A 13,073-nucleotide genomic window follows, 5' to 3' on the forward strand; every position below is an offset into this window, starting at 1 on the left:
GATTCTCACGTCCGTAAAAGACCGGATCGCTTGTCTTTTGTCCCCGTCGGCGGTGTTAGCTGGCAGGTCTGAGCAGACTGAGGAAACCGAGCGAGCCGGTCGAACAGAGAAGCGGGAGCAACACACCAATGGGTCGAGCGGATGCGCGACGAGCCCAGGCGCGGGAGGCGCGCCGGGCCCCGAAGAGCGGCGGCATACGCAGACTCTTCACGTGGAAGAAGCTGCTGGGCGCGTTCTTCGGGATCGTCCTGCTGGGCATGGGAGCCTTCGGGGCGCTCTACGTGTACGTCGACATCCCCGCCGCCAACGCCATGGCGGAGCGGCAGAGCAACGTCTACCAGTACAGCGACGGCACGGTCCTCGCCCGGACCGGCAAGGGCGTCAACCGCCAGATCGTCGACCTGGACGAGGTGCCCAAGGAGGTCCAGCACGCCTTCGTCGCCGCCGAGAACAAGTCCTTCTACAAGGACCAGGGCGTCGACCTGAAGGGCACCACCCGCGCCCTCCTCAACACCGTCAGCGGCAAGGGCAAGCAGGGTGGCTCGACCATCACCCAGCAGTACGTCAAGAACTTCTACCTGACGCAGGACCCCACCGTGAGCCGCAAGCTCAAGGAACTGGTGATCTCGCTCAAGATCGACCAGGAGAAGTCCAAGGACGAGATCCTCGCCGGGTACATCAACACCGCCTACTACGGGCGCGGCGCGAGCGGTATCCAGGCCGCCGCCCAGGCGTACTACGGCATCGACGCCAAGGACCTGGACGCCTCCCAGGGCGCCTACCTCGCCTCCGTCCTCCAGGCCCCCAGCCAGTACGACTGGAACTCCGCCACCGACACCGGCAAGAAGCTCGTCAAGGAGCGCTGGGCCTACACCCTGCGCAACATGGTCGAGATGGAGTGGCTGACCGAGTCCGAGAGGGCCGGCCTGGAGTTCCCCGTCCCCCAGAAGCCCAAGCCCGCCCAGGGCATGGAAGGACAGGCCGGCTACCTCGTCGAGGCCGCCAACAAGGAGCTGGACAAGCAGGGCGTCTCCGCGGCGGACCGCGACGCGGGAGGCTGGACCTTCACCCTCACCGTCGACAAGAAGCGCCAGAAGGCGCTGGAGAAGGCGGTGGACGACCAGCTGGAGTCCAAGCTCGACCGCGAGGGCAACAAGGTCGACGCCACCGTCCAGGCCGGCGCCACCTCCGTCGACCCGAAGACCGGCAAGGTCGTCGCCCTGTACGGCGGCGAGGACTACATCAAGCACTACATCAGCAACGCCACCCGCCAGGACTACCAGCCCGCCTCCACCTTCAAGCCGCTGGTCCTCGCCTCCGCCCTGGAGAACGAGTCGAAGACGCAGGACGGCAGCCTGATCGGGCTCAACACCATCTACGACGGCACCAGCAAGCGGCCCGTCGTCGGCAGCGACACCCCGTTCGCCCCGCAGAACCAGGACGACCGCAGCTACGGTCAGGTCTCCGTCCAGAAGGCCCTGAACAGCTCGGTCAACTCCGTCTTCGCACAGATGATCGTCGACGTGACGCCCGCCGCCGTGAAGGAGACCGCGCTCGCCCTCGGCGTACCGGACAAGAACTTCCCCGAGCGCCCCGCCGTCACCCTCGGCACCATGAACGCCTCGACCTGGGACATGGCCGGTGTGTACGCCACGCTCGACAACCACGGCCGGAAGGTGACCCCGCATATCCTCCAGTCCGCCGAGCACCGCGACCGCACGGTCAACGCCGAGAAGCCCAAGCGGGAGCAGGCCATCAGCCGCGCCTCGGCCGACACCGTGACCAAGGGGCTCACCGGGGTCGTCGACGCCGGTTCCGGTGGAGCGGCCAACAACCCCGCCTACGACGCGGCGGCCAAGACCGGCACCTCCGAGGACAACAAGTCGGCCTGGTTCGCCGGATACACCCCGGAGCTGAGCACGGTCGTGGCCCTCTTCGGCGAGGGCGACGGCGGCCGCAAGCAGGTCTCCCTGACCGGTACGGCCAACTCCGGCCGCGCCAGCGGCAGCGGCTTCCCGGCCAGGATCTGGGCCGACTACACCCTCGGCGCCCTCGGCGGCGGGTCCGACAAGACGTTCGACCTCCAGGACGTGGAGCGCGGCGAGGTGCCCGCCCCGCCGACGCCGTCCGACACTCCCTCCGAGGACCCCACCCCGTCCAAGGACCCGACCCCGTCGGACAGGCCCTCCGAGACGCCGAGCGAGACGCCCAGCGACACCCCGTCGTCGTCGACGCCGCCGCCTCCGCCCAGCAGCACGCCCCCCACCGCGCCCCCCACGAGCCCGGAGGTGCCGCCCCAGCCCGGGGAGGACGACGGTCAGCCGGGTGAACGGCCGGGCGGCAACGGGCTGTTCGGAGAGTGAGGCCGTGACAAGGAGGGGGCGGGCCCGCGGGCCCGCCCCCTCCTTGTCATGTCGCCCGCAGCGGGCCCCTCACTGTCCCCGGGTCGCCATCTCGAACCAGACGACCTTGCCCGTCGAGAGACGCGTCGCCCCCCACCGCCGGGCCAGCCGGTTGACCAGGAACAGCCCGCGCCCGCCCTCGTCCGTCTCCCGCGCCCGGCGCTGCCGGGGCAGCTGCGGGGAGTCGTCGCCGACCTCGCAGCGCAGGACGTCGGTCCGCAGCAGCCGCAACGTCACCGGACGCTCCGCATAGCGCACGGCATTGGTGACGACCTCGCTGACCAGCAGCTCCACCTCGTCGGCCAGGTCGTCCAGACCCCAGCGGCTCAGCGCCCGCCGGGCCAGCCGGCAGGCCCGGCCCGGAGCCGCGTCCTCCGGCTCCAGATACCAGTACGCGACGTCGCTCGGCGCGATCCCGTCGAAGCGGGCGGCGAGCAGCGCGATGTCGTCGTCCCGGTCGCCCGGGCCGAGCATGTCCAGCACGTCGTCGCAGAGGGCCTCCAGCGGCGGTGAGTGGTCCGGGCCGGTGAGCTGCGCGGTCGCCGCGAGGCGCTCCCGCAGCTGCTCGATGCCCGTCCACACGTCCCGCAGCCGCGACTCCACCAGACCGTCGGTGTAGAGGAGCAGCGTGGCGCCGGCCGGGGCGTCCAGCTCGACGGCCTCGAAGTCGACGCCGCCCACCCCGATCGGGGCGCCCGGCGGCACCACCAGCACCTCGGCCCGCCCGCCCAGGTGCAGCAGAACGGGCGGCGGGTGTCCGGCGTTGGCGATGGTGATCCGGTGCGCGACCGGATCGTAGACCGCGTACAGGCAGGTCGCCATCCGGTCGCTGCCCAGGCGCTGCGCCTGCTCGTCCAGGTGGTGCAGGACCTCCTGCGGCGGCAGGTCGAGCTGCGCCAGGGTCTGCGCCGTCGTCCGGAGCTGGCCCATGATCGCCGCCGACGTCATGGAGTGGCCCATCACATCGCCGACGACCAGCGCGACCCGGCTGCCGGGCAGCGGGATCGCGTCGTACCAGTCGCCGCCGACCCGGGCCGTCTCGGCGGCCGGAAGATAGCGCGAGGCGAGCCGGACGCCGGTGGGCTGGGGGAGCGAGTCGGGCAGCATCGTGCGCTGCAGTTCGTCGGCGATGTAGGCCTCGCGTCCGTACAGCACGGCCTTGTCGATGCCGAGCGCGGTGTGTGTCGCCAACTGCGCAGCTACCAGCAGATCGCTGGCCTCGAACGGGGTGCGCTCGGTGCCGCGCACGAAGACCGCGGCCCCGATGACCCGGCGCCGGCCGCGCAGCGGGGCCAGGATCGCCCGGTGCCCGGTGGGGACGGACCGGCCGGGGCCGAGCAGCTCCGGCAGGGCGGCCCGCGCCGCCGCGGAGTCGCCGAAGACCGGCCGCACCCCGCGCAGCACCTCGGCCAGCGCACCGCCCGCCCGCACCTCGCACAGCTCGGCGGCGGGCATCAGGTCGGCCTGCGGGTCGAGGATCAGCGGTCGCAGCCGCTCGGTCTCGGAGCCGGACGCCTCGCCGCCCTCCTCGCCGCTGACGCGCAGCCGGTCGCTGCGGCGCAGCCGCAGGACGAACGGGCTCACCGGGCGCTCGTCGCCCACCGGGAGCGGGTCGCGCAGATAGACCAGGATCGCGTCGGAGAACGTCGGCACGCTGGCCCGGCACAGCCCGAGGACGATCTCGTCCAGGTCTATTCCCCGGGCGATCCGCCGGGTCGCCGCGCCGACGAAGCGCAGCCGGTCGCCCTCGCGGCGGGTGGCCGCCTGCGCCTCGGAGACGGCGGCCGCTCCTGGGCCCGGGTTCGGCGCGGCGGCCGGAGCCGGGACGCCCGCAGCGGCGGCCGCGGCCGCGGCGTCCTGCTGCCGGGGCCGGGTGCGCTCCTGCTGCCGCGCCGCCAGAGGCTGCCGGCCTTCGTGGGAGGTGGGGTGCTCCGTCACGCGTGGGATTCCGTCCGTCCGGGCCGGTTGTATGAGGCAGTCACCTCGTGGGGCGCTACTGTGCCCCGGCAAGCGCGGGAAGAACAACGGCTGTCACCGGATGCCCCCGATGAAGGGGCCGAAACCGAGCGCCTCGGAGATGGCCGACAGGCGACCCCTCCGGCGGCGGACGCGGCGAGAGGGCAGCGGACAGCGTGCACGTCTCCACCCCCTCGTAGTGGCTTGCGCGACCGAGCGGAACGTCCGGGTCCGTGGCCCGTCCCTCCGCGCGACCGGTGTGGTGACTTGTGGTCAGTTCCGGTGTGGTGCCCGCTGGTTGCGGCGATCAGCCCTCCGTGCGACCGGACCTGCCGACCGGGCCGCCCGAGGGGTCTCTCCAGGGTCTCACGACGGCATACGGGCAGGGGTACGGTCCCAGTCATCCGGCAGCGGCGGCACCTGCCACCGCGGATCGGGCCGCCAGTGCTCCCATCCGTCCCGGAACGGCGCCCCCCACCCGGTGATCACCTCGACCGCCGCGCGGCCCGCCTCCCGGACCCGGGCCGCGGTCTCCCGGTCCATCAGACCGACGTGCTGAGCCTGGGCGAACTCGTCCTCGTCGAGCCATTTCCAGCTCCGGTCGGGGTTCACGGAGATGTCGAGAAAGTGATCCTCGGAATCCACCCCTCCGGACCACCGGGTCCGGGGCTCCTCCAGGTTCACGTACCAGTTGCGGAACATCCAGCCCCGGTCCCAGAACAGCCACACCGACCACGGGTCCCCGGGCCGGGCCAGCTTCAGCACCCCGGAGCCGAACCAGGTCGAGCGGGCCGTGGTGCGCGGCGCGGTGTAGCGGGTGGCCAGCGGCTCGGCGTGCACCTGGGTGCCGTCGGCCAGCACCGGCCGCACGCATTCGGTGCCGGGCGCCATCCAGACGGCGAGCAGCTCGTCGGTGTCCTGGACGACGGTCACCGGACGGCAGATGTGCACGGGCGGGACGCCGGCCGTCCGGTGGGCCCGGCCGTTGTCGCGGTAGCGCCAGAGGATGTGATCCCCCGGCGCCCAGCGTGCGTGCTCTCCCGTACCTGTCATGGATAGATCTTACGGAGCGCTCCCACCGCCCCGCTGCGACTCGGATCACCCGGCCCCGGTCCGCCGGGCACCCTCAGGCCTCACGGGGGTGCACCCGGACGGCACCGGGGCCCCGCCCCCCGCTCACGGACGCGTCATCCGCAGCACGTCCAGCGCCTCGTCGAGCTGCTCCATCGTCAGGTCGCCGCGCTCGACGTAGCCCGAGGCCAGGACCGTCTCGCGGATCGTCGTCCCGTCCTTGAGGGACTTCTTGGCGACCTTCGCCGCCTCCTCGTAGCCGATGTACTTGTTGAGGGGGGTCACCACGGACGGCGAGGACTCGGCGTAGGCGCGGGCCCGTTCCACGTCGGCGGTGATGCCGTCGACCGTGCGGTCCGCGAGCAGCCGTGAGGCGTTGGCCAGCAGCCGTACGGACTCCAGCAGGTTCTTCGCGATGACCGGGAGCATCACGTTCAGCTCGAAGTTGCCCGCGGCGCCGGCCGTGGCGACCGTCGCGTCGTTGCCCGTGACCTGGGCGGCGACCATCAGGACCGCCTCGGGGATCACCGGGTTGACCTTGCCCGGCATGATCGACGAGCCGGGCTGGAGGTCGGGCAGCGCGATCTCGGCGAGGCCGGTGCGCGGCCCCGACGCCATCCACCGCAGATCGTTGGAGATCTTGGTCAGGGACACGGCGATGGTCCGCAGCTGGCCGGAGGTCTCCACGAGCCCGTCCCGCGCGCCCTGTGCCTCGAAGTGGTCGCGGGCCTCGGTGAGCGGCAGCCCCGTGGCGTCCGCCACCTCCGCGATCACGGCGGCGGAGAAGCCGGGCGGGGTGTTGATGCCGGTGCCCACCGCCGTACCGCCCAGGGGCAGTTCGGCGAGCCTGGGGAGGGAGGCGCGCAGCCGCTCGACGCCGTAGCGGATCTGGGCCGCGTAGCCGCCGAACTCCTGGCCGAGGGTGACCGGGGTGGCGTCCATCAGATGGGTCCGGCCGGACTTCACGACCTCCGCGAATTCGGCCGATTTCCGCCCCAGGGATTCCGCCAGGTGGTCCAGGGCGGGGATCAGGTCGGCGGTGACGGCGGCGGTGGCGGCGATGTGGATGGAGGACGGGAAGACGTCGTTGGACGACTGGGAGGCGTTCACATGGTCGTTGGGGTGGACCTCGCGGCCGAGGCGCTCGGTGGCGAGGGTGGCGATCACCTCGTTGGTGTTCATGTTCGACGAGGTGCCCGAACCCGTCTGGAACACGTCGACCGGGAAGTGCTCGTCCCAGCGGCCCGAAGCCACCTCGGCGGCGGCCTCCTGGATCGCGGCGGCGATGTCCGGATCCAGTACCTTCAGCTCGGCGTTGACCTTGGCCGCCGCACCCTTGATCCGGGCCAGCGCCTCGATGTGCGCCCGTTCCAGCCGCTGCCCGGAGACGGGGAAGTTCTCCACCGCCCGCTGGGTCTGGGCGCGCCACTTCGCGCCCGCGGGGACCTTCACCTCACCCATCGAGTCGTGCTCGATCCGGAACCCGCTGCCACCGGGCATGTCACCTGACGTGTCGACCATGGTGTTCAAACCTCCTGAAAAAGATGAGCACTTCTCTTGTTCCATGTATTCCCAAGTCGCCTACCGACCAGTAAATACCGGGGGTAACCACTATCGGGAGGCGCAATGAGGCGCACCAGCACCAGACTTCGAGGGCTCGGAAGCCTTCGCCGGCTCCGCTGCACGGTCGCGGCCGCCGTCGCTCTCGCGGCCGCCGTCGGCGGTATGGCCGCCGCCGGACCCGCGGGCGCGACGGAGTCGGGTACCAGCTCTATCGCATCCACCCCTCTCCCACCCGCACTGGAGGCCGTCCGGGCCGCCGAGGCCACCCAGCTGTACGGGAGCCCCGCCGAGCGGCCGCTCGGCGACCGGAAGACCGGGCTGATCTCGCTCGGCGACAGCGAGATCTCCGGCGAGGGCGTCGGCACCTACGACCCCGGCACCAACGGGCCGGACAACTGGTGCCACCGCTCACCGGACGCCGCCATCCACCGCACGGGCATCGCGGCGGACGTCACGTACAACGTCTCGTGTTCCGGCGCCCATACCGGAAACATCAGAATCGGCGGAAACAAGCAGTACGCCGACGAGCTCGTGCAGAGCGACAGCCTCGCGATCAAGGCCCGCAACACCCGGATCAAGATGATCGTCCTGGTCGCCGGGGCCAACGACGACCTCCAGTTCGGCCCGGTCATGACCGACTGCGTGGTCCGCTACATCAGTCTCCAGGGCCCCTGTGAGCCGAAGTACGCGGGCGGCTGGCAGGCCCGCGTCGACGCCCTGGTCCCCAAGGTCGAGCAGACCGTCCGCGACCTGCGCACCGTCATGACGGACGCCGGGTACGGAGACAAGGACTACAAGCTCGTCCTGATGGGCTACCCGAGCCCGATCGGCCCGGACTTCCGCGACAACCCGAAGTTCCCCGGCAAGCTCATCTGCGGCGGACTCGGGTACGACTCCGACACCGTCTGGGGCCGCGACACCGCCGTGCCCGCCTTCCAGGTCGGCATGCGCAAGGCCGCCGCCGCCACCGGGGCCACCTACCTCGACAACTCCCGGCTCTTCCACGGCCACGAGGTCTGCACCGAGAACACCTGGGCGCGCGGGCTCTTCATCGACGTGACCAAGCCGGGCCTGCCCGACGAGAACTCCGTCCGGCAGTCCTTCCACCCCAACGCGGCCGGCCACCGGGCCTTCGCCTCCTGCCTCACCCAGCTGTACGACTCCGGTCTGCGCGAGGCGGGCTGCGCCGACCCCGCGAGCACGGGGAGCCCGGTCCTGACGGGAGCGGCCTTCGACGACCTGTTCGCCCCGCTGAGGAACGAGGCGACCGGGACCTGCGTGGACGTGCCCGCCTCGGTCACCCGTAACGGCACGGCGATCGGCGGCTGGGACTGCCACGGCGGGCGTAACCAGAACTGGTGGTACGACGCCGGTACGCAGACGGCCCGCACCGCGCTCAGCCACGACCGCTGCCTCGACGTGTCCGGCGCCAAGTACGCCCCCGGCGCCACGCTCGTCCTGTGGGACTGCTCGGGCGCGGCCAATCAGAAGTTCGTCCGGCAGGCGGGCACCGTCCGCCCGGCCGCCGCGACCGGCCTGTGTCTGACGCTGGCGGGGGCCAAGGACCCGCTGAAGCTCCAGACGTGCGACGGCGGCGCGAACCAGCGCTTCGTCTAGCCACCGCGTGCGAGGGGGCGGCCGCCGAGGTGGGGGCCGCCCCCTCGTCACGCCTGTCTCGTCACGCCTGCCTTGTCACGTCGGCCTCGTCACGCCTGCCTGGTTACGCCTGTCTCGTCACGTCTCCCGGGCCAGCGCCTCGGACAGCGCCCCCAGCGTCGGCGTCAGGTACAGCTGCCGCAGCGGTATGCCGGGCAGCCCGCGCTCCCGGGCGAGCGTGCCGATCCGGATCGCGTACAGCGAATTGCCGCCCAGGTCCCAGAAGTCGTCGTCCGGGCCGATCTCCTGGACGCCGAGGACGTCCCGCCAGATAGTGGCGAGGACGCCGGCGGCGGCGGTGGCGGGTGCGGTCTCGCGGGGTGGTGCGGCAGGGGTCCGGCGCGCTCCGGGCGGGGGCAGCCGGGCCGGGTCCAGCTTGCCGTTCGCGGTGAGGGGGAGGGCCGGCAGCACGGTCACCGTCGCGGGCACCATGTGCGGTGGGAGCAGCCGGGCCGCCCGCTCCCGTACGGGCCCGGCGTCCTCGCCCGCGCCCGGGGCCGGGACCACGTACGCGTCGATCCGCACGGCCGCCGCGTTCCCGCCCCCGTCGCCCGTCACGGTGACCGCGGCCGCCGACACCGCCGGGTCCTCCAGCAGGACGTGCCGGATCTCGCCCGGCTCGATCCGGAAGCCCCGCACCTTCACCTGGTCGTCGATCCGGCCCAGGTGCTCCAGCGTTCCGTCGGCCAGCAGCCGCCCCAGGTCGCCGCTGCGGTAGAGCCGTCCGGCCGGCTCCAGGGGGTCCGGGACGAAGCGTTCGGCGGTCAGGGCGGGCCGGTGCAGATAGCCCAGCGCCACGCCCGCCCCGCCCACATGGATCTCGCCGGGCGCACCCGGCGGCACCGGCCGCCCGTACGCGTCCAGGACCCGGACCGTCCAGCCCGGCAGGGGCCGCCCCACCGACCGGGAACCCGCGAGGGCCTCGCGGCGGGTCACCGTGGCCGCCGTGACATGGACGGTGGTCTCGGTGATCCCGTACATGTTGACCAGCCGGCAGCGGTCCTCCGGGTGCCGGTCGAACCAGCCCAGCAGCGGGCGGGTGTCCAGCGGCTCGCCGCCCAGCACCACCAGCCGCAGGGCGGACAGGTCACCGCCCGTCCGGTCGGCCGCCGCGAGCTGGGTGAACGCCGACGGCGTCTGGCTCAGCACGCTCACCCGTTCCCGGACCAGCAGCGCGTGGAAGTCCTCCGGCGAGCGCGAGGTCCAGTGGTCCACCAGGACCAGCCGGCCGCCCGTCAGCAGCGGCCCCCAGATCTCCCACACCGAGAAGTCGAACGCCGCCGAGTGGAAGCACGTCCAGGTGTCGTCGGGGGAGAGGCCGAAGTCGTCGCGGACGGCGTCGACCAGGGCCGTGACGTTGGCGTGCGGGACGAGGACCCCCTTGGGGCGGCCGGTCGAGCCCGAGGTGTGGATGACGTACGCGGGGGCGCCGGCCTCCCGCCGTTCCGCGGCGGGGCGGGGCGGGTGGCCGGTCAGGGCGGCCGGGTCCTCGACGGTCAGCCGGACCCCGGCGTCCTGCGCGGTGCGCCCACGCCGGTCCGCCGGATGCTCCGGATCCAGCGGCACGTAGACCGCGTCCGCCTTCAGGACGCCGAGCACCACCGCCACCAGGTCGGCTCCGCGGGGCAGGCAGAGCCCCACGAGATCGCCCGGACGGACGCCGTGGGCGTACAGGCCGTCGGCGAACTCCTCTGCCCGGCGGTCCAGTTCGGCGTACGAGAGGGTGGCGGGCCCGGCGGTGAGCGCGGGGGCGTCCGGCCGGGCGGCGGCCTGGGCGGCGAAGGCCTCGTCGACGCGGCGGGGGGTGGTGGCGGGGGGCTTCCCCGTCGCCCCGAGCATCAGTTGCTCGGTGGACTCCGACTCGCTCAGCGGATCCAGTTCCTGGAGCGGTGTGTTGGGTGGACGGCTCAGCAACTGCTGCCGCACGCGTTCCACTTGATGTGCCGGTACGGGGAGTCCGTCCGGGCCGGTCGGCAGCGTGACCGGTCCGTCCCCGTCGCCCCCCACCAGGCCGAGCGCGGGCGGTTCCTCGCCCCCCACCAGACCGAGCGCGGGCGGTTCCTCGCCCGCGGCCGGGACGAGCGGTTCGGTGGCGAGCAGGTCGGCGACCGTCCGGCCGGGCGACAGGTCCGCCGTGAGCACGGCGTACCCGTCGAGCGCCCCCAGCGCGTAGGGAGGCCGGTCCCGGGCCGGTACGGGGACGGCGACGCGCACCGCGGCCGCGCCCGTGTACCGCCCGGCGGTGAACGCGAGCGCGGCGGCGAGGCTCCGGGTCTCCTCGTCCACGCGCGCGTCCGGGGGGAGCGGCCCGTCGTGCGGCGTCACCGCGTCCGGCGGCACCTCGCCCAGCAGCACCCGGGCGACGATCCGCAACGACCGGGCGTCCAGCGCGGCTCCGTCGGCGGTCAGGACGAGGTCGGCGGGGTGCTCGTCCGCGTACCGCAGCAGCACCGCGCGCAGCCGGTGTCCGGGCGCGACCGGGCGGCGGGCCTCGGCCGCGCGCCGCCGGGCGGCGGCGTCGGACCCGGCCGGGGCGGGCACGGTCTCCGTCCACAGGCGGGGGCGGCGCTCCCCGGGCCACCACAGCTCCGCCGCCGTCGCGAGGGCGGCGGCGAGCGCGGTGTCGGTGAGGGCCGGCGGCAGGCGGACCGTCAGGGCGTGATGGGCAGGCGGCACGTGCACAACTCCTCGTCCAGGGAAGGGAAACGGCTGATGCGGGCGGTCAGCGGGCGGTGAACCCGCCGTCCACGGCGACCACACTGCCGGTCACCTGCCGGGACTCGTCCGAGGCCAGCCAGAGCACCGCGTTCGCCACATCGTCCGGCTCCACCAACGCGTTCATCGGCTGGTCCCGGACGAACGCGGCCTCGTGCTCCGCGACCGGGACCTCCAGCGACCGGGCGATCTCCGCCAGCATCCGGCCCTCCATCGCCTCGTCGTCCCGCACCGAGCCCGGACACACCGCGTTGACCCGGACCTTCCGGGGCGCGTAGTCCAGGGCCACCGCCTTCGTCAGGCCGACGAGGCCGTGCTTGGCCGCGACGTACCCCGCGAAGTGCCGGTAGCCCACCAGGCCCGCCGTCGAGGCGATGTTGACGATCGAACCGGACCCCTGAGCGACCATCCGGCCGCCGACCGCGCGGATCGCCCGCCACGCACCGCCCAGATCCACATCGATCATCAGCTGCCACTCGGCCTCGCTGATCTCGTGCGCCGGGCGGCCCGAAGGGGCGGCGATGCCCGCGTTGTTGACCAGGACGTCGATCCGCCCGAAGCGCTCCTCGGCCGCCTCCGCCGCCGACTCCAGCGCCGCCAGGTCCCGGACGTCGGCCTGCCGGGTCAGCACGGCGGACCCCGCCTCGCGGCAGAGCCGGCCGGTGTGCGCGAGCTGCGAGGCGGAACCGAGCGGATACGGCACCCCGGGCAGCTCGCCCGCCACGTCCAGCAGCACCAGATCCGCGCCCTCGCGGGCGAAGGCCAGCGCACAGGCCCGGCCGAGACCGCGCGCCGCTCCCGTGATCAGCGCCGTCCGCCCGGCGAGCCGGGCCCCGCCGCCGGCCCGGCGCCCCGCGCCACCGCCGTCGGCGACGGGCCCCGGGTGGCCGCCGCCGTCGCCGCCCGTCACCGGCCCCTCGCCGCCCGCACCTCGGCGGCCACCAGCTCCAGCAGCTCGCCCGGCCGCTCGGTGAGATACATGTGCCCGCCGGCCGGCTCGGCCACCGTCAGCTTCCCCGTCGTCGCCCGGCCCCACTCGGCGGCCTCCCCCGCCCCGACCAGGGTGTCCTCCCGCCCCCGCACGGAGATGACCGGAACACCCAACGGCCGTTCCGTGGACGGCACGTACGTCTCGTGGAGCCGGACGTCCGCCCGCAGCGCCGGCAGCAGCAGCTCCCGCATCTCCGGGTCGGCCAGCGCCGGGTGGTCGTACCCGGCGAACGCCCGGACCCGGGCGGCGAACTCCTCGTCCGGCAGCCCGTCCGCCCGGTCCGTGCGCGGTGTCCAGGGGCCGGGCGCACCGCTCACCACGAGCGCGGCCAGGCGGATCGGCCCGCCCGCCCGCTCGATCCGGTGCGCCAGTTCGTACGCGAGGACCGCGCCCATGCTGTGCCCGAACAGCACGACCGGGCCGCCGCTCCCGTCCCTTTCGCCGAGGGCCGCTGTCACCTGCGCGTACGCGTCGTCGACGGCCGGGGCCGCCGAGGTGTGGGCGGGCTCGGGGAACCGCTTCTCGCGGCCCGGCAACGACACCGGGAGGATCCGCAGACCCTCCGGGGCCAGCTTCTGCCAGGGCGTGAAGAAGGAGGGGCCGGCCCCGGCGAAGGGCAGGCAGATGAGGACGGTCTCTTCGTCGGCCACGGTCGTTCCTGTTCTCTTCTCTTCTGTTCTTCCGGATGCCGCGCCCGTCTCCGGGGCCGGGCGGGCCGG

The 13,073-nt window shown here is 73.3% G+C and carries 8 protein-coding genes; 2 read left to right on the forward strand and 6 right to left on the reverse strand.

The features are described from left to right. Positions 1 to 128: 128 nt before the first annotated feature. Complete coding sequence (locus ACH4RG_RS07300; RefSeq protein ID WP_398539229.1) at positions 129 to 2,363, forward strand: transglycosylase domain-containing protein; 2,235 nt, start codon at positions 129 to 131, stop codon at positions 2,361 to 2,363. Positions 2,364 to 2,432: 69 nt separating this feature from the next. Here ACH4RG_RS07300 and ACH4RG_RS07305 read toward each other — a convergent pair whose 3' ends face one another. From ACH4RG_RS07305 to ACH4RG_RS07315, 3 genes are all read right to left on the reverse strand, one after another. Next, positions 2,433 to 4,340 (reverse strand): SpoIIE family protein phosphatase, encoded by a 1,908-nt coding sequence (locus ACH4RG_RS07305; RefSeq protein ID WP_398539230.1) that lies wholly within the window; start codon positions 4,338 to 4,340, stop codon positions 2,433 to 2,435. 384 nt (positions 4,341 to 4,724) lie between these two features. After that, entirely contained in the window at positions 4,725 to 5,411 is a 687-nt protein-coding gene (locus ACH4RG_RS07310) for a DUF402 domain-containing protein (RefSeq protein ID WP_398161339.1), read from the reverse strand. Between the two features lie 123 nt (positions 5,412 to 5,534). Next, positions 5,535 to 6,950, reverse strand: coding sequence for a class II fumarate hydratase (locus ACH4RG_RS07315; RefSeq protein WP_397920397.1), 1,416 nt, complete (start codon positions 6,948 to 6,950; stop codon positions 5,535 to 5,537). A gap of 105 nt (positions 6,951 to 7,055) precedes the next feature. Between ACH4RG_RS07315 and ACH4RG_RS07320 the strand changes: the two genes are divergently transcribed. Further along, a complete protein-coding gene (locus ACH4RG_RS07320; protein WP_397929869.1) occupies positions 7,056 to 8,609 on the forward strand; it encodes a ricin-type beta-trefoil lectin domain protein in 1,554 nt (517 codons plus the stop codon). Between the two features lie 117 nt (positions 8,610 to 8,726). Here ACH4RG_RS07320 and ACH4RG_RS07325 read toward each other — a convergent pair whose 3' ends face one another. The 3 genes from ACH4RG_RS07325 to ACH4RG_RS07335 form a co-directional block, all read right to left on the reverse strand. After that, on the reverse strand, positions 8,727 to 11,324 hold the full coding sequence (locus tag ACH4RG_RS07325; protein WP_398539231.1) for an amino acid adenylation domain-containing protein: 2,598 nt from the start codon (positions 11,322 to 11,324) through the stop codon (positions 8,727 to 8,729). Between the two features lie 46 nt (positions 11,325 to 11,370). Further along, positions 11,371 to 12,171: an SDR family oxidoreductase gene (locus ACH4RG_RS07330; RefSeq protein WP_397929980.1), complete on the reverse strand. Its 801-nt coding sequence runs from the start codon at positions 12,169 to 12,171 to the stop codon at positions 11,371 to 11,373. 98 nt (positions 12,172 to 12,269) lie between these two features. After that, a complete protein-coding gene (locus tag ACH4RG_RS07335) occupies positions 12,270 to 13,004 on the reverse strand; it encodes a thioesterase II family protein (protein WP_398161335.1) in 735 nt (244 codons plus the stop codon). Positions 13,005 to 13,073 lie beyond the last annotated feature (69 nt).

Origin of the sequence: Streptomyces sp. NPDC021019 (assembly GCF_044333295.1) — a bacterium.
Lineage (GTDB): Bacteria > Actinomycetota > Actinomycetes > Streptomycetales > Streptomycetaceae > Streptomyces.